The organism is Virgibacillus pantothenticus (genome assembly GCF_018075365.1).
Lineage (GTDB): Bacteria > Bacillota > Bacilli > Bacillales > Amphibacillaceae > Virgibacillus > Virgibacillus pantothenticus.
In genome coordinates this window covers 1,124,744-1,143,878 of the sequence record NZ_CP073011.1, presented here as the reverse complement: position 1 = coordinate 1,143,878, position 19,135 = coordinate 1,124,744, and the positions used below count along the sequence as shown (strand labels likewise).

13 protein-coding genes and 1 tRNA gene are annotated in these 19,135 nt (G+C 35.6%); 5 read left to right on the top strand and 9 right to left on the bottom strand.

Annotated elements, in window-relative coordinates; genetic code table 11:
- Positions 1-59 precede the first annotated feature (59 nt).
- Together KBP50_RS05390 and KBP50_RS05385 are read left to right on the top strand one after the other, a co-directional pair.
- Positions 60-1,172 carry a M24 family metallopeptidase gene (locus tag KBP50_RS05390; protein ID WP_050350350.1) on the top strand — a complete coding sequence of 371 codons (1,113 nt, stop codon included), beginning with the start codon at positions 60-62 and terminating at the stop codon, positions 1,170-1,172.
- Between the two features lie 561 nt (positions 1,173-1,733).
- On the top strand, positions 1,734-2,621 hold the full coding sequence (locus KBP50_RS05385) for a DMT family transporter (protein ID WP_050350349.1): 888 nt from the start codon (positions 1,734-1,736) through the stop codon (positions 2,619-2,621).
- 51 nt (positions 2,622-2,672) lie between these two features.
- Here KBP50_RS05385 and KBP50_RS05380 read toward each other — a convergent pair whose 3' ends face one another.
- The 4 genes from KBP50_RS05380 to KBP50_RS05365 all read right to left on the bottom strand — a co-directional run bounded on the left by KBP50_RS05380 (position 2,673) and on the right by KBP50_RS05365 (position 7,807).
- A complete protein-coding gene (locus tag KBP50_RS05380) occupies positions 2,673-3,587 on the bottom strand; it encodes a DUF2628 domain-containing protein (RefSeq protein WP_050350348.1) in 915 nt (304 codons plus the stop codon).
- Positions 3,588-4,494: 907 nt separating this feature from the next.
- A complete protein-coding gene (locus KBP50_RS05375) occupies positions 4,495-5,199 on the bottom strand; it encodes a response regulator transcription factor (protein WP_077297530.1) in 705 nt (234 codons plus the stop codon).
- A gap of 43 nt (positions 5,200-5,242) precedes the next feature.
- The gene (locus tag KBP50_RS05370) at positions 5,243-5,833 is read right to left on the bottom strand and encodes a class D sortase (RefSeq protein WP_232231395.1); all 591 of its coding nucleotides are present in this window, start codon (positions 5,831-5,833) and stop codon (positions 5,243-5,245) included.
- Positions 5,834-6,676: 843 nt separating this feature from the next.
- Complete coding sequence (locus KBP50_RS05365; RefSeq protein ID WP_050350346.1) at positions 6,677-7,807, bottom strand: response regulator; 1,131 nt, start codon at positions 7,805-7,807, stop codon at positions 6,677-6,679.
- A 1,058-nt stretch (positions 7,808-8,865) separates the two neighbouring features.
- On the opposite strand from KBP50_RS05365, the gene KBP50_RS05360 reads away from it, so the two are divergent.
- Positions 8,866-11,916: a hybrid sensor histidine kinase/response regulator gene (locus KBP50_RS05360; RefSeq protein WP_050350345.1), complete on the top strand. Its 3,051-nt coding sequence runs from the start codon at positions 8,866-8,868 to the stop codon at positions 11,914-11,916.
- A 700-nt stretch (positions 11,917-12,616) separates the two neighbouring features.
- Here KBP50_RS05360 and KBP50_RS05355 read toward each other — a convergent pair.
- The gene (locus KBP50_RS05355) at positions 12,617-13,228 is read right to left on the bottom strand and encodes a sterol desaturase family protein (protein WP_050350344.1); all 612 of its coding nucleotides are present in this window, start codon (positions 13,226-13,228) and stop codon (positions 12,617-12,619) included.
- Between the two features lie 281 nt (positions 13,229-13,509).
- Between KBP50_RS05355 and KBP50_RS05350 the strand changes: the two genes are divergently transcribed.
- A complete protein-coding gene (locus KBP50_RS05350; RefSeq protein ID WP_050350343.1) occupies positions 13,510-14,472 on the top strand; it encodes an L-lactate dehydrogenase in 963 nt (320 codons plus the stop codon).
- A gap of 387 nt (positions 14,473-14,859) precedes the next feature.
- Here the strand turns inward: KBP50_RS05350 and KBP50_RS05345 are convergent, their stop codons facing one another.
- Positions 14,860-15,375 (bottom strand): DUF3231 family protein, encoded by a 516-nt coding sequence (locus KBP50_RS05345; protein ID WP_050350342.1) that lies wholly within the window; start codon positions 15,373-15,375, stop codon positions 14,860-14,862.
- A gap of 622 nt (positions 15,376-15,997) precedes the next feature.
- On the opposite strand from KBP50_RS05345, the gene KBP50_RS05340 reads away from it, so the two are divergent.
- Complete coding sequence (locus KBP50_RS05340) at positions 15,998-16,381, top strand: YhjD family protein (protein ID WP_050350341.1); 384 nt, start codon at positions 15,998-16,000, stop codon at positions 16,379-16,381.
- Between the two features lie 736 nt (positions 16,382-17,117).
- On the opposite strand, the gene KBP50_RS05335 is transcribed toward KBP50_RS05340, so the two are convergent.
- The 3 genes from KBP50_RS05335 to KBP50_RS05325 form a co-directional block, all read right to left on the bottom strand.
- Entirely contained in the window at positions 17,118-17,339 is a 222-nt protein-coding gene (locus KBP50_RS05335) for a hypothetical protein (protein WP_050350340.1), read from the bottom strand.
- A gap of 869 nt (positions 17,340-18,208) precedes the next feature.
- A tRNA-Val gene (locus tag KBP50_RS05330) sits at positions 18,209-18,281 on the bottom strand.
- 355 nt (positions 18,282-18,636) lie between these two features.
- Positions 18,637-19,104, bottom strand: a complete 468-nt coding sequence (locus KBP50_RS05325; RefSeq protein ID WP_072740992.1) for a GNAT family N-acetyltransferase — start codon at positions 19,102-19,104, stop codon at positions 18,637-18,639.
- Between the last annotated feature and the right edge of the window lie 31 nt (positions 19,105-19,135).

The following is a 19,135-nucleotide window of genomic DNA, read 5'->3' as shown; positions in this document are numbered from 1 at the left end:
TATAAGAGTTTTGAGCTTGACGTGTTTGAACAGAGAGTTTTAAAAATGGAGGAATAACGATGACAATCGATTACGAAGCACGGTTATCTACACTAAAACAAACTTTAGCTGCAATGAATTTAGACGTAATTATGATAACTTCACCTGCCAATGTGTTTTATTATACTGGTTTTCTTTCAGATCCACATGAACGTTTTATGGCACTTCTAATAAATAATTTAAACGATACAACCGCTCTATTTGTACCAGCTCTAGATAAGGATATAGCAGCGAGTGAAGCAGCTATTTCTAACATCGTATCCATTAGTGATGAAGAAAATCCGTATGAGATTTTAAAGCAGGCATTAAATCATGAGGTTCATTGGTTTGGTTTGGAAATGAAAGCAGTTAGCATGTTTCAACATAGGCAGTTGCAATCCAAATTTCCAAATGCTCATTACAAAGATATTCAACCCGCAATGAATCAACAAAGGACTCGTAAATCAAGGGAAGAAATAACGTATTTAAGAGAAGCCGTAACAATTATTGAGAATGTTCTAACAGAAGGAATAAAAAGAGTGAAAATCGGCATGACAGAAATAGAGCTAGCCGCAGAATTGGAATACTTGATGAAACAATTTGGTGCAGTAGGACCTTCCTTCTCTACCATTGTCCTTGCAGGAGAAAAAGCAGCCTTACCGCATGGTGTGCCTGGAGATCGAACATTACAAAATGGCGATTTCCTACTCATTGATTTTGGCGTAGTAACGAAACACGGTTACTGTTCAGATATTACACGAACTTTTGTTATCAGTGAGGCGACTGAAAAACAAAAAGCGATCTATAAAACCGTGCTAAATGCCAATATCGCTGGCATCGAATCCATAAAGGAAAACGTTCCTTTAAAAACATTTGATATTGCAGCAAGAAATGTCATTCATGAGAATGGGTATGGTCATTATTTCAATAACCGAGTCGGGCACGGACTTGGCATCGAAGTCCATGAAGAACCTTCTATTCATAAAAACAATGAGCAGCTGGCTGAAGCAGGCTTCTTTTTTACTATTGAACCGGGAATTTACATTCCCGGCTATGGCGGAGTTCGAATTGAAGATGAAGTATACATTAATGAAGCTGGGGTAGCTGAAGTGTTAACTTCTTTTCCCAAAGAGTTGCATATCATAACGCCATAACATATAGGTAAGAAACACGATAAAGGGAAACTTCCATCCAAAAGGTGTTTCTTTCGCCCCCGCGGATGGAAGAAGAACAAAAGTCTTAGGCGTCTTGAAAAAGAAAGAACGCTTTTTCTCCGTGTCAAGCCTTCTGAGATTGGCATCTTACATGCCAATTGAAGCGGGAATTTAGACGCTGTTATCACCTACTTCGGCTTTTTTGTATCTACTTTAGCTCCCATGTACCTTTCCTTTGAAAGAAACCGTCCCCAGTCATTTTTCAAAGGATGGTTGTTTACATCTAATTTTATGTTGCTTTAAATATATAACTGCCAATTGTATAATGACATCCTATAAAATGGTATCATTAGGGGCATGCAACTTTAGATGGTAATAAACTTGCATAATTTTCTCCCATTTATGGAAAAATTTTTTGTAACTTAAAAGCATGTAGTATGTTTTAGTAGACATTCTGTTACGTTTATGAAAGAATATGTCTTTGTTGGAGTTATTTAAATTGGAATGATAAAATAGAAGACCACAAAAATAAACAGATCATATATTTTGGAGATGACAACCGTGAGCAACCGTAATAAAGGAATTATTCTATTACTTCTATCCGCATTTGGATTTTCGATGATGGCTGCTTTTGTCAAGCTATCTGGTGATGTTCCAACTGTACAAAAAACACTATTTCGAAACGCCATTTCCATGATCATTGCATTCGGTTTTGTGAAATATTACGGAGCAAGCCTGTTCGGTAAAAAAGAAAATCAAAAATATTTACTGCTTCGTTCCAGCTTGGGAGCTGTAGGGATTTTATTAAACTTTTATGCGATTGATCATTTAGTTCTGTCAGATGCAGACATGCTTAATAAAATGAGTCCATTTCTTACTATTATTTTTGCAGCCATCTTTTTAAAAGAGAAAACGCGCTTGTTCCAAGTGGTATCGATAATTATTGCCTTTTTAGGAACATTATTCATTATAAAGCCTGCATTTTCCTCAGATACTATTCCTTATATCGCCGGTTTCTGCTCTGCTGTCTTTGCAGCAGGCGCCTATACAGTTTTGCGTGTCTTAGGAAGAAAAGAACAATTCTATACTGTTGTCTTTTATTTTTCATTTTTCACAACGATGATTCTATTACCATTTGTGATTGCGTTTTATGAACCTATGACATGGCACCAATGGGCTTATCTTTTAGGTGCAGGGATTTTTGCCACAGTTGGACAATTTGGAATAACCATTGCATATAAGTACGCACCAGCTAAAGAAATTTCTATCTTTTTCTACTCGACCGTTGTATATTCCGCATTAATTAGTATTGTTCTCTTTGAACAAATACCAGATATATTAAGCATCATTGGCTATCTCACCATCTTCGGTGCCTCGCTTTATATGTTTTTGAAAAACAATCAGCTAAGTCGTCTAGAAAAAAACAAACACCAGCACTTGTCTACATGACAGCTGGTGTTTGTTTTTGTATTTGTCCCAGGAATAACCTATGTAAATATTTCATTCTCTCTGATTATAGTTTCGAAAAATGAATTGCAAGTATTCAACAGTTTCTAAATCGTTTAATTCTTCTCCATTTATGGTTATCATAAAGACGCCTAGTTCTTCTTCTTCCTCCTCATGAACACCAAAGCGGATTGTAACATCGTGTCTTTGCCCACCTTCATTATAGGTTGCAACAAAATCTACCATGCTATGTTCTGAAATACTTGCTTCATCTACCTCTTTCCATTCTCCATTTTGGAAGACCTCATCAAATAAATCACCGATAAGGACATCTGGAAATTCAGTAAATGTACTTAATTTTACCTGATCGACGTCATTGACATGAACAGGAATAAACATGGATGGAACTGTATACACTCCAAGCAAAATAAGTAAACCGATAATAGGTCCGAACCAATGGACGCCTCCCTTCCTTTCTATTTCCTCGTTTATTTTTTCTGTGTCTCCATTGGTCTGCTTAATTTTATCTACTTGCTTTTCAACGAAATTTTTATAAAATTTGTTCCCATAAAAACCATACAAAATAATCACGGCAAACATTATTCCAGTATCTATATAGGTGGCATTATTACTAAACGTATACTCATATCCAATTAGAAACAGAATGAGGTCAATAACCAAAAAAACGACCGCTAACAACAAAATCATTTTATACATTTTTCGGTAACCTAGCCACAAAAAACCGAACAAAAAACTACAGACATTAAAGGAAACACCATTTGCACTTTCCATTTTTATCCATTTTCTTGCGTAATAATTCTTGCGCTTACCGACAAATCGTAAAAGATCACTATCATCATCTGCAAATCTTTCTTCACTTTCCACTACTGTAGCGGCTTGCTCATTGCCACAATGCTTACAATAGGAACCATGTTCATCATTGTTCGCCCCACAATATAGACATTTCATAAATCCCCCTCCCTTTCATGAGAGTATACTATGCTCCTGAAATTATGAAAGAGACTTTTTTCCTGTTATAACAAATTATTGATTTTTTTGAATATTTATCATACAACATTAGTACCATAAGTAAAATGTATTCACTTCTTGTTTGAAACACTTTAACAGCAGCAGTTTTCGACGGTGAATTTCTCGATCAGTTATTTTCCTCCACTATACAAATCGGTGCCATCGTACCCATTCTGCAATTTTCTCAAACCCTCTCGACTCTAAATCAGCACCATCAATAGAGTAAATAATAATTTCAACTCCTGGTATACTCGTTCCTAGCTTTTGTATTTTTACAAATGATATATTTCGTCTACCTCTATTTCATCGATAATCACATCCCAAATTGGTTTAATTATACGTTTGTAACTCCTAGCTATTTTCGTAATAACCTATATGATAATGCTTATCCGGTTCATAATTATTCCACATGCTTTTCAATCTCTTTCAGATAGTAAAAATGATATATTTAGTATAACGTACATCTAAGACTACAGAACAAGATTACTTAAAACAGGTAAAGCGATAATACCAAATGTATTTTTAAATGAAATCCAAGCGCTTTCTTATGCTAAGAACAAAGCCCGTTTAGCAACGTAGCGAATGGAACGAATCAACTAAAGATAAAGGAATCATGCCACTAAAAACAGGGGTATGCTACGCCTGAGCGGCAAGCCCGTTTTTAGTCGGCCCTCCTCTTTGCGAACCGTTGATGACTTATCGTAGGGCGATGGAGACGGACGTGGCTATTCGGTTATTTCGTTATCTCCAAGCACATCATTTATGCTTTCTTATGCTAACTAAAAAAGCTTGCAGAAAAAAGATCTAATTCTACAAGCCAATCACACATGAACAATAAGCAGGTATTTTATTCTACCTCTTTCTGATGTATGATTGAAGTCAAGTATGTCCTTACTTTATTTCTATTATTGATTTGCAGCTTTTTATATACTTTACTTACATAGTCCCGCACTGTTTTTTCTGACAAATTTAATTCGCTTGCTATTTCTATATTTCTGTATCCTTTGTAGATAAAAAATAGAATATCAATATCTCTTCCATTTAAATCCAAGCCCTGTGAAGTTAAATAATGTTTCAGTCTGTCTTTTTTATTCATACATTCTGCTCCTAGAAAATCGATCATTTCCACAACGATTTCATCAGCAAAAACATATTGATGATGCCACACATTTCTAATCGAATGAACAAGTGCCTTACCACTGCTATGGCTTAATAAAAAGCCTTTGACGCCTTGACTCAATGCTTCTTTAATCATATTTTTATCAATCGAAGCAAATATATAGATAATTTTTATATTTTCATACTTTCTCCTTATTTCGTGTATGTTTCGTTTTAATATATCATTGGTCCCATTAATTAAGTGAACTAACAAAATACCCGGATCAAAATCACTTATTTGCTCTAAAATATTAGCTTCGTGATTATCTATTTCTAAAACTTCCAAATCGCTTTCATCTTCTAATATGATCCTTAACCCTTGTGTAAATATTTCACTTGTATTCATCATAAGCACTTTTATCATTTTTTCCACCCTCATTAGAGAACTTTCCATGGTAAAATCCCGTAGAAATAGACCCTCTACAGGATTTTACTAATTATTTTTTTCCTACTAACGTTCCTTTTAGTGCAATCCGATCTTTACCATCGAGGGTACATGTAATGAGAGTAAGCTCATTTTTACCTGCACGATCTTCTAAAACTTCAACTGTTGTTGGCTCGATTACTTCAGAAGTTGTGATTTTGTAAATAAAGGTTTGCTTGGCTGTATGCAAGTACGCTTTATCTCCCACTTCTACATTAGGCAGTTGCCGAAAATGACGATCTCCACGATAACCTCTATGTCCAGCAATCGTAAAATTTCCTTCTCCTGGAGTTTGATTCGTTTTTATTTGCGTTAAAGCGATACTCAAGTTTTCCTCTGTTGTTTTAGTTAAAATTTTTTGCTTTAGGTCAATAGATGGAATCTCCAATTCGAGTACCCCCTTTAACTCTTCTTCAGAAAAAGGTAAGTCTTTTATTGTTGCTAAATCGACGGCATTTTCATCTGATTCTGCAACCATCGCTAACGCTTCTTCTAATGCTGCAACTTGCTTGGCTTGTTTCCATTCATAATAAAATGGGATGGATACTAGTATAACCCCTATAAACATCAATCCAAGCCCAATTTTCCGTTTTGTAATTATCATGGTCACCTTTTTCCTCCAAGCAGTAATATCTATTTTTTCTCCTTTTTTGCCTACGTACTAACACATTCCCACCGCTCACCTCTGCAGGTTTAACACACAAGATGAATGATTAGAGAAGGATCTTTCATTCTAGAGTTATTATCCACAAGCTTTTACATGCTTCTTATTAGTAAGGCATATTAACGTTTAAGGAAACCATCATTGTCTCCCTCTCTAGGAAAAAATCAAATATGTTTCGTCGTTTAAAAATAAGCTTCACCACAGACGGCAAGCTCATTTTACTTCTACGCTTCTACATAATAAAGTGAAACTTCCATTAGCGGGGAAATGCACCTCCCACGGCTTGTTAGTACCGTAATGGTATGACCTAAAGTCCTCTTAGGAAATAGGGCAATTATAAACTGTTATCTCCCTCTTAGACTTGTTGCCGTACAGTTTTATCCAACTCCTCAAGCGGGAGTCTTACAGCACCTTATATACGGGATAAAGGCTTTGTAATATTGGATATCCTTATACGGGCACGCAAATGTCTATAGTACCTTTTCATATATATCATATATTATACCTTTTTTTCCTTTACAAATTCTTTACAGTTTAAAGCAAACTTAAACTGGACTCCTTATAAAATGTATCTTCCGCCAAAAGGTGTTTTCTATCTGCGGCTGATTGTTAGTACAGAAGGAGCATTGTCCTAAAGACCCTTAAACGAATTGGGAAATTAGGTACCACGTCCGCCACTTAGAGTAGCTATCCGGGATTTTCGAAGTGGGTGTCTTACGGCAGCTTACTGTCAGAATAAAAGAACAACCCTAAGCCATGTAACAAAATGCTACATGGCTTATTTTACATATGATATTTTTTCCATTGTTTATACCAACTTGTTATTTCTGGGTTAGGAGTCGTTGCTAACTCCGTCTGTAGTATGTTTTTTAAAGATAAATATTGTTCATCCACTTTCTCTGTTTCATTTATAAAAGAGTAGAGTTTCATTAATGAAAAGTGAACTTCTTCCTGCTCTGGGTATCGTTCGTTAATTCGTTTATACCATTCTTTAGCTTTATCATACGAGGAAACAGAATAATATACTTTGGCTATTTGCATCGCAGTTCGATACCACAGTCTTTCCAATCTTATCTTATCATTTTCTGCCCACCAGTAATCATAATCATCAAAATAGGGAGCTGTATAATATTCCATCGCTTCTAAATATTGCTTTATTGTTTGTTGAGTAATAGGAGGAGCTTCTTCCAATTTCTGTTGCCAAAGTTCCATATCAATGTCAACATTTTGAGTAGAGAGAATGTATCCCTCTGTCATATTTTCTAATTTAAAGTAATCTGGATAATGCTTTAATGCTTTCCGAACATGATAAATAGCCGTATATAGTTGCGCATACGCTTTTTCAGGATCTAGCCCTGACCATATTAATTCAATTAGCAACGACTTCCTAACAAGCCTCTCTTTATTATGGAGTAAATAATGAAATAATTCCCTTACTTTTGAAGTCCGCCAAGAAACTAGCTCCGTTTCTCCATTTTCCTTTTTTATGGAAAAGCTGCCACAAACACTTAGTAACAACCGGTCTTGCTTCCTGGAACTATGCTCTGTAACAGGTGAACTGTTTTGTGCCAAGCGTTTCATTGTTTTCTTTAAACGTTCTTTCTGGATTGGTTTTAATAAATAATCTAAAGCATTAATCTCAAATGCACTTAATGCATAATCATCATATGCTGTTACAAACACAATCTGGATGTTCGGATTCATTTCCAAGATCTGCTCTGCCAGTTCCAGTCCGTTAACTTGCGGCATATTAATATCTAAAAACACAACATCTGGATTCGTTTGCTTTACGTTTTCTTTTACGGATAAAGGATTGGTGAGTTTATCAACAATTTCTATATCATTATGTTCCCTTAATAAGTGTTCTAAAAAATCTAATGCCATTTGTTCATCATCTACAAGAATCGCTTTCAACTCAATGACCTCCCCGCTAACTAATATACGTAAATAACAGCTTGATAACCCAGTAGTGCATACAGTAACTTTTCCTGTCTCGTTGTTAACCAATTAATTTATTATGTTGGAGAAGCTTTTTCTTGAGTACAGGTTAAGACGTCTTATAATGAATAACATGTTAGGTGACAACAAAGTACATTTACCTACTTGATCTAATGAAGGCTTATATTTCCCAAGAGCCCCGCTGTAATCCAATATTATTTCGCTTTCGTTAGCTTTCAAATGCAATTAGTAATACAACTGCTGCTTGATTATTCCATACCTCATAAACGTTACTAGACGATTTCAAAAAGATCTAAATATATAGTGAAACTTCATCCTTACTGAATGGTAGGTAAAAGCGGATGAGAAATTTAGGTGCCATTATCTTCTTACACCTAGACCTTATATTGGGCACTTCTCTTGAAGTCGGTATGTTTGGAACCTTACAACCGGGATAAATTACATCTATACAAATAGACTATATACAACCTAGTTTTAAGTCTATGATCTAGTATATTTTTCCTATACTTTTAGCATAGCATAGGAACGAGAAAATTCACATTATCTTAAACACGTATTTTTTAAATTTAACGTATCCAATGAAACTCCATTCCATGGAACTTCTCTTGCTTCTACTTTGATAAAAAATAAAATAGCCTAGCAACTCGTATACATAAACTTATTATGAGTAGTACCGATGCCGGCTATTCTAGGAATTCCTTGGTCGATTATCTATTACGTCCATTTTGATTGACATCCTATAGCCTAAACAAATGTGATAATTGCGTGCCATCTCTCTCCTAAATATTAGTAACTCGATGAAGCGGGAGATCAGATTAAAAGCAATATGAACTGTAACCGCCATTATAGAATTATTTAAGGGAATAGAACAATTTAATAAGACAATGGTCATAGACTTTTTTACTATTTCTTTAACAGTCAATCTTGCAATCTACATACTTTAATAATATATTCATAGAGGTAACAAACTCAATAATTGCTATATTTACACCATAAAGGAATGAATAATTTCGATGCCAATAACAAAAACCAAAATATTTTTGCTCATTAGTTTATTTTCATTGCTGTTAATTTTATTTCGTATTGGCTGGATGAACTATCATCAACCTCCAGAAAAACCGACAGCGGAAGCAGGAGTGATTGATTTTCGTAGTCTTAACATGTCAAAAAACGAAATTTACAAGTTGGATGGAGAATGGCACTTTGATCCATATAAGTTTATAGAACCATCTACCATGACTAAAAGCAAGCAAAACTCCAAAACAGTCCGTATACCGCAAAATTGGAAAAACGAGTTAGATGATAACCGAAAAGAAACTGCTTCTGGTTATGGTACCTATCGTTTAAAAATCCGGTTACCTAAAAATCGTCCAGAACTGCTTTCTTTGCATTTATCAAAAATTGCTTCATCGGCTGCCATTTATGTAGACGGGAAGCTTATTTCTCAAGTAAATCCGTCGGCTGAACAGAATAACAAGAATACAGAAAAGTACGGAGCCTTATCTGTTTCATTTACTCCGATTAAAGATGAAGCAGAATTAATGATCCATGTATCGAATAACGAACTACCTTTTAACGGTGGAATTACCAATTCGATTTGGTTTGGATCATCCGCTGCCATTCATCAAAAAGCATCTTTCTTTGCAACCTTGCAAGTTATTGTAAGTGTTATATATTTTTTACATATGTTTTATGCATTTAGTTTAATTTTCTTTGGTAAAGGGCAACACAAAAAAACACTTCTCTACTTTGGAATTATGGTTGCTTCGGCAGGGTTTGCAAATCTCATCGACGATAATGTTATTGTACAATTGCCAATTCAAATCGAATGGTATTATCGTATCTTATACCTGTTATTCCTAACTACTCTGATTTGTATGCTATTCTTTGTCAAATCTCTGTTCGTGCTTCGAAGTCGTATATTTTCTTATTTAGTCTTTATTTACGGTCTATTTTGTATTGCTATTATAACCACGCCCTTTTCTTACTATTATGTTTTATCAGGCTTTGCAAATGCATTCGTAATCATAGCAGTTATTCTTATGTTTAAAAGTATTATCCCGCTTACGCAAAGAAAAGAATATGGTTCCATTATTATCCTTCTGTTTATTGTCAGTTATGCAATTAATATACTGGCTGGGATGTTAATAAATGAAAAAATTATTGCTATGCCTTATTATCCATTTGATTTCATAGCCATGACGATTTTAATTGCCTTGGTTTTATTGCAAAGATATATTCGTTTGTTGGAATTAAATAAACAACAAACCGCAATATTACAACAGGCAAATAAGCAAAAAGACGTATTCTTAATGAATACATCACATGAATTACGCAATCCATTGCATGGAATTATTAATATAGGCCAATCCATCCTCGATAATGAAGGGGAAAAGTTATCCGCAAATAATAAATACCATTTAAACCTCCTTGTACGGGTTGGACAACAAATGTCGTTTATGCTCAACGATCTTATTGATTTAACAAGACTGAAAGAAGAGCGTATCAAGCTACATCAAAAAGAAATAAATTTGCATGCAGTTGTATCTGGCTTAATTGACATGATCTCCTTTTTAATGGATGGTAAAAAAATACAGGTGAAGGTTCGCATCTCTCCTTCCTTTCCTAATATTTATGCTGATGAAAATCGATTAATGCAAATTTTATTTAACATCCTTCACAACGCTGTGAAGTTTACCAGTGAAGGAGAAGTTATCGTTAAGGCTGAACCAAAAGGGAAAATGGCATATATTCAAGTAATAGATACTGGTATTGGCATGAGTGAGGAAACAACTAAAAAAATTTTCCAGCCATACGTTCAAGAAAATCGACTCAAATCAGCAAATGGTGGGATTGGAATCGGGTTAAGCATATGTAAAAAACTGATTGAATTGCACGGCGGAACCATTGGAGTACATTCTGAAATTAATAAAGGTTCTACTTTCTTTTTCACGATTCCATTTGCTGATAAGTCTGCTATTAAAAAGAACACTTACACAGAGGTAAGAACCTTTATCCCTGATGAAACAACCATCCATAATGATTGTACATTAGCTGCGGACAGCCATACTAACCATCACCGACAAAAAATACTTATCGTTGACGATGACCCTGTTAATCTTAAAGTATTATACAATGTGCTATCTGCCGATTACGAAGTAGCAACAGCCTTCAGTGGAGAGCAAGCATTGCAGTGTATTCAAACTGGCAAATGCGACTTGGTTATTTGTGATGTGATGATGCCAAATATGTCTGGCTATGAACTTACCCAAACAGTTAGACAGCAATACAGTTTATCAGAATTACCTATTTTATTATTAACAGCACGGCAGCAATTTGAAGATATCTACGCCGGATTTTTAGCAGGAGCAAACGATTATGTTGCAAAGCCTGCACACACTCTAGAGTTACGAGCTAGGGTTCGGGCTTTAACCGATTTAAAAAAATCAATTAATGAACAGTTAAAAACGGAAGCAGCATGGCTCCAGGCTCAGATTCAGCCGCACTTTTTGTTTAACACATTAAACACGATTGCATCATTAGGTGCAATGGATACATCTAGAATGGTTACTTTACTTAATGAATTTGGCAAATATTTGCGTTTAAGTTTTGGCATTCATAACACTCAAACGCTTATTCCCGTTGAAGATGAACTAGAATTAACCCATGCTTACCTATTTATTGAACAAGAGCGATTTGGAGACAGATTACAGATTCAATGGGAGCTTGATGAAAATATTGACTTTCAAATCCCCCCATTGTCCATTCAACCGATTGTGGAAAATGCAGTGAAGCATGGTGTTTTAAAGCGAATTACTGGCGGTGCAATCATGGTTCGAATTACAAAACTCGACACACATTTCGAAGTATCCATTATCGACAACGGTGTCGGAATGAAGGAAAACAAGATTCATGAGATACTAGATGGATCAACCAATAAAAGTAAAGGAATTGGCTTAGCTAATACGAATCGCCGCTTCAAACAACTCTTCGGTAAAGGTTTAATGATTATTAGCGAGCCAAATGAAGGAACAACCGTTATTATGGCAATTCCACGTTCTTAAACTATTTAAAACAATTACAGTTTAAAAGTATTAGGACTCCAAACGTTTAAACAACCGAAGTGTAACTATTGCCTCCCTTTAAGACGTTATTATTATTTGATATGTTTTATTTTTTATAGCGTCAGCGTAGTATGTGAGAATGGCTTGCGACGGATATGAGCAACCTCCACGCAATGGCTATCCGAGCGTTTTGGCGATGGGTGTGAGCAGCCTCGACGGCATTGCAAGTCATTTGGCGATGGTGTGAGCAACCTCGGAGACTATCCGAGCCACTTAGGGAGCGGTAACTTCTATGCTCTCATTATAATAAGCTACTTTTTTCAAGGGCGCCTAAGGTTCTAGCCTTTGTTCTGCTTCAATCAGTTGGAGGAAGACATCCTCCACTGATTGAGGCTTCACTTTATCAAAGTAAAATCCGAACTTTAGAAATGATGGATGGTGCAAATAACCGCTCTAGTAATATACTTACTTTCCGTGAGATGCTGCTTCCTCGTACTAAAGCACTGTGGAGCCTAGCAATGTTGTCCCCCGCTTTTGACTACTTATATTTTCAAAGTTATTTTAGCGCGTCATTCGCCTTTAAGGTAACCATTTAGTTATGCCCTAGCCCCTTTACTAGTCTAAAAACGCAATACACAACTAAGTATAGATAGCAGGGATCGGATAACTCCGATGCATGTGCTAAATCATAGGTAGTAGTTTACGCCCGTTTTTCCAAGTCTCTGGCTGTATCACTTTTTTCCACTTCCTTATGGTCGCGATACGTTCCCATAGTTTTATCAACTGCCCGATGCGTCACACCAAACCAATAATTTTCATTTTTGTAATGATGCCAAAGATGCGATTTTTTTATTTGTTTTCCCAATTTAGTTGCTGGCTGGATTGGTTTATGAGCAACAAAATGCTTCCATTCATAATACAGAAAATACCCTATCACTCCTGTTACAAAAGCAATAGTCAGCTCCAAATTTCTGGTAATGGCATAGCATACAACTGCTAAAATCATAAAATTTGGCAAACTAAACCATAGCGGTAAGAAAAGCAACTTTACATTATCAGGATCCACATGGTGATCGTAATGTAACCGCTTAATTAATTTGAGTAAGAATGGATTATTTGGTTTTTTAATATGAAATAAGAAACGATGAATCATATATTCGCTAATTGCATACATTATCATTCCGTTGCCTATCGCAATCCAGACTTTCCAATCAGAAAGGTTTGGTACTGTAAGAGCTAACATCGCAGCGAAAATAATGAGCATTACCATCACATCCGGGAACGTGATAAACTCCTTCCCATATTTCTTCATACTCATCCCCCATTTTTTAGATTCGGATCAAAAAATAATTATTTTGCCTCTAGCGTTAGTTTTCAAATTTTTCTTATATTTTAACATGTTATATATAGCGTGTCGATATCAGTTTTAGAAAAAAATATAACTTCAATCTAAATGAAGAGCTTGCGATAAAAACAGATTAGCTATATAATCAATCATAATTATTTCCATTTATTGGCTAAGTCAACGTTTGCAATTAGAAAAGGCTTTTTTAGTAAAAAATCTAACAAACTATATTTGCAGGAGATGGTCTGATGCAAAAATTATTGCGTAAAGTTGCTATTTTAGGAACAGGTTTTGTCGGTTCAAGTACGGCATATTCCCTTATCAATCAGGGAATTTGTGATGAACTAATGCTGATTGATATTAAACAAGAAAAAGCGCTTGGAGAATCCCTTGATCTTATTCATTGTATGGATTTTCTTCCATCTAGAACAAATGTATATTCTGGTACAGTCCAAGATACGACGGATATGGATATTATCATCGTTAGTGCAGGACCACCACCGAAGGAAAACCAAACACGACTGGATACACTAGAAACAGGAGTTAAAATTATGAACGATACGATCCCTAAAATAATGGCTGCTGGGTTTAATGGTGTTTTTTTAATTGCTACAAATCCAGTCGATATCATTACGTATCATATCTGGAAATTATCGGGATTGCCCCGTCACCAAGTCATTGGCACAGGGACATCGATTGACTCTTCCCGTTTAAAAACATATTTAGCCCAGTTATTGGAAGTGGATGTCAGAAGTATTCAAGCTTATACGATGGGGGAACATGGCGATTCCCAATTTGCTGCATGGTCGCATTGTACGGTTGGAGGTAAACCACTAATACAAATCATAAATGAAAGTCCGGACAAGTATGCCAGCCTTGATTTAGACCAATTGGTAGAAAAAGTAAAACGGGTAGGTTTTGAAATACTGAAACGAAAAGGAACGACATACTATGGAATAGGTAATGCATTAGCATTCTTTGCAGCCCAGATATTTAACGACAGTCAGCGTATTATTGCCACTTCCTGTATATTAGACGGTGAATACAAAGAAGCAAATATTGCTACGGGTGTACCTGCAGTAATTGGTCGAAATGGCATTCAACAGATTGTGGAACTACGACTCACAGATAAAGAACAACAAATGTTTGACCATTCCAACAATGTTCTTCGGGATTACATGCGTCGAATAGGTTATTCCGCCATTACTTAATGGTCCACCACTTCTCAACAATAAGGTCGCTCTCGCCTATTATAGAAAAAGCAATACTATAAACCAAAAAATCTTATACTTTACTATAGTGGAACAAAGGGGCGGGGCGCCCGTTTAGCAACGTAGTGAATGGAACGAATCAACTAAAGATTTAGGAATCATGCCACTAAAAACAGGGGTATGCCGACGCCTGAGCGGCAAGCCCGTTTTTAGTCGGCCTTCCCCTTAGCGACGAACCGATGAGGCCTTATCGTAGGGCGCATTTCTAAAGTCGCCTAGTTGCTGGGCTCATGCGCCGGACGTGGCTATTCGTATATTTCGTTATCTCCAAGCACCTCATTTTATACTTTCTTATTCTATAGAAAAAACCGGGTGTTCAAACCCGGCCTATTCATGTTTGTTTTGCGCCTTTAGATGTAGTGGAGGAGGTAATAACCAACCTTTCTCCTTGTTTAGATGTAGTACTTTCACTCCAAATTGGGCCTTTTTCATGTGAAATTGCCCATACATCATACCTATATCTTCACGAATGGATTGTCCGATAATGGTACTGCAGATGACAAGCCCTTTGCTTACGTCTGTTGATAAAATAGCTGCAATTTCTACATCATTAAAACGTGCACCCACTGGGATTTCTTCTAGATTAGCTTCTGGTCGTTCTGGTGGTGTAGGAGGAAGAGCTATTCCGTTTGCTTTTAATAAATTTTCAATTTCTTGATTTTCATTTTTAATACCTTGGATTCCCTCTTTAATAAGTTTCTTTAAATCTTCATCACCCGCATGATTGTAGAAGCCTTGATAAAGGTCAATCATCCCGTTATTTGCTAAAAGATGCGACCATGTTAAATAGACTTCTCCATAATGCATCGGTTCTTCTGTAGGGTTACCACTTAAAATTCCCATAACTTCACTCCTTAGATAGTTTAATCAGTCTTAGTGTGCATATGTTTAGCAAAACTATTCAAGGTTTGAGAATGTTTTTGTTATTCTATTCAAATATCAACTATGAATTTAAAAAGGAAGGTGTTGTCTAAGCTATACTTATGTATTTATGCTGTTTATGAATACAGTCTATTTTGCCTTTTACTTAATAAAATTCGTGATTAAAAAGATACTTTAATTCAACAGTTAGAACATTGTTAACCGCCATTAACAGACTTAGAGTTATTTTTTTGTCCCTGTTCGCCTCATCTGGTTTAAATGATCGTCTACTTCGCGGAAATTGATTGGATAATTCTGAATAGAATTTCCTCTGTTTCGTTTCCTCTAGCTGCTACTTACGATTTTGATAATTTCATGAGGATAGCATAATTTTCTTTAAAAGAGTTACTGACTTCTTTAATCTACTCGTAGCATTATAAACACTATTTAAATCCTTATTGTCAAAAGATTTGCATCTTATCATTTTATTTGACTTATATTTTTTATTTACGAAAAATTTTTTCTTTTGGTAAAAATTGACTGTTGTTAAAACGTAATTCGTCCGCATATAATAAGAACAAACATTCTTAAAAGGTGATAAGAGATGGACCAAGCACTTAAACAACTCGCTGCAGACTTTATAGCCATGCCTCTCGCTAAAGCTGCGTTTAGACATGATCAGCAATATTTTGATGGTCTGCACGACCCTGATTTTTATCTGGATTTTACTGACGAAGCTATCAGACTTATTCAAATGGATCTATCTGCTACTAAGGAACAGCTATACACCAAGTATCATTTGGATATTAAACGGATCGGCAAAACTACATATAAGTGGAAGCACAAAAACAAATCTGGTGTATGGAGTTACACGCCAGAACAATTAAAAGATATGACCGTAAGAGTATGTAAAAGATATTTGTTTAAGGCTGTTGGATTTGAGCAAAAGAGAGCGAGTTATATGAAGTTTGTGCCACCTGATGTTTAGCATGAGATATTATTATTGACCCTCAGTATGTATGTTAAATAATAACGTTTAAGTTAAATTATATAAATGCATTTTTACTTTTTTTGGCAGAATTAGAACAAAGGTACGGGGCGCCCGTTTAGCAACGAAAGCGAATGGAACAAATCCACTAAAGATAAAGGAGTCATGCCACTAAAACAGGGGTATGCCGACGTCCGGGCGGCAAGCCCGTGTTTTTAGGCGGCCTTCCTCTTAGAGACGAACCGATGAGGCCTTATCGGAGGGCGCATTTCTAAAGTCGCATCGTTGCTGGGCAATGGAGCCGGACGTGGCTTCGGTTATTTCGTTATCCTCGAAGCACCTCATTTTATGCTTTCTTATCTTTTAAAAAAGACGCACCAGCTATTAGAGTTCTTATAACGCTTTCGGTTAAATTGAGATCACTATTAAATGAAAAAATTAGAAACACAGCTATAACAAAAGTACCTACTCCTAAACTCCTCGTTTAGAATTTGCACTCCATGTTAACAAACTCCTTTTTCATCTAATGATACTCTTGCATTTTTTGTTTACCACAAAATCCACCTGCCCGTAGCTCGTTTCGGTTATAGTTACTGGAGGTGGTTTTATTGTGGAAAAAGAAAAAGCCATGCGCCCTTTTAAGGATAAGATTTTCAGCACAATTCTCTTAGTAAAAGCATACACTACAATATAAGTTACTTATAAAAAGCCCCCACTAACACAGGGCTGCCCATTTTTATAAGTCTAATTTAATAATGCCAACAGCAACAGTAACAACAATATTTCTTTTCAGGCATCTTTTTACAAGGTTCAAAACAATCGTGACTGTCATAGTCATAACAATCTTTCTTTTTATAGTCATAGCAATCTTTCTTTTTACAATGGAAACAATCACAATGGCATTTCTTTTTACACCTATCAAAACAATCACAATAGCGTTTCTTCTTATTTGAAGCATTATAACACATAGCAATCCTCCTTTCTCTTACTTCATAGTATGATTAGGGAACAAAGATGATTGGACAGGATTCATAGTAAAAAAAAATATATGATAATCTTTGTATTTGATAGCAATTTTTTTCTGCGGCACATATTTTTAATTATTCCAGGCATACTATTAGGGAAGCTACAACGACTGTAGATTCCCTTCCGTAGCCCCATTCAGCTAAGGATGGGGCTTTTTAATATAGGACACGTATGATTTACGCACATACCATCAAGTAGTGAAAGAGCGGTTTAATAATGTATACTTGTGTCTTGCAACGTAGACTTACATAAATTCATGATTATGCAACATGATAAACATATAGCAACTATTACTCTGATTCTGGCGGCCAAGAGCAAATTATTAGGTTATTTTGATAATAACAGTAAAGACTAAATTTGTATGTAAATAGTGAACTAGCTTTTATCATTTATCAGTTCCTTCTTTTTTCACCCTCTCAAACTAAGAGTAGGCTTTTTAGTATTACCTCCATTTATATAGTAGCTGTCTATTTTGTGAAGTCGTACCTCGATAACTCTTAATATGGTGCTATGATGCCAAACTTTTACGGTTGTTAAGAACGGAAGGAGAACAAAAACAGTAGAAGCGAGTGGAAGAAGTAAAGAGATAAGTTACTCAAAAACGGTTAAGGTCATAAACATATACAAATAACTTTGAATTTATACTCTCATGTGTAACAGAAAAAAGATGATAAGAAAGCTAGTGGTGTCTTTGATAAATTTATGTAATTGGTCACTATTTGGTCACCGCAACATAATTGAAACAAAATATACGCAAACTAAAGAACGCCTGATACCTTATGTATCAAGCGTTCTGAGGTATGATTCCGATTGGGCTCGAACCAACGACCTCCACCCTGTCAAGGTGGCGCTCTCCCAGCTGAGCTACGGAATCGTATTATAAAAGTAGAATACTACTGCGAGCGACATTAATTATTATACATAAGGACTCGTATTATTGCAAGTCTTTTATTCTTTCTGTTTGTAAAAAACAATCGATTTATTCCACAAACAAAATGTTAAAATAGCTTCACCATTTAAATCATATTTTAAATTTTAAATAACATCACAGTTCGTCTATAAGACCTTCTTTAATGAATGATGCAAATTACTAGTTGTGAACACTACCTCTCATGATAATTAACCTATAATCTCATTGAATAATCACAATACTTATAGCTTACTATGTTAACAAACGGGTGACTAGGATACAGTTTGTTGATTTTCTCCGTCACCTGACAGAGAATCTTTTATTTCACCATTACAATAAACTCAACTTCTTTATCACCGTTCTTATTCATAAATGTTGCTACATCGCTAAATCCAGCTTTTTTATAGAGGTTTATTGCTCTTTGGTTAAATGTGGCGACACTTAACCTAAAAGAAGATAACCCATAGTTTAATTCCCCAAAGGTTAAACCAGTATTTAGAAAATGGTACCCTTTCCTTTTCCCAGTTAGATCTGGTCTTAACCCAAGCCCAATATCAAGTAAATTTTGGTTTAAATATAATCCCTTATGCATTCCACTAGGAACTTGCGCATTTGCTCCATAACAAAAATAGCCAACTAATTCATAATTGTGATAAACTGCAAAGTATGATCCATCGGTTAATTCTTGTATATTTTCAAGGTCATTCGTCATATTATACATGGAGTATGGCGGTTCATATTTCCATTTCACAATTTTTTTGGCAGCTTGCTTAGTGATTGTCTTCACTCTGTAAGAAAATATGCTTTATGGTTCCTTT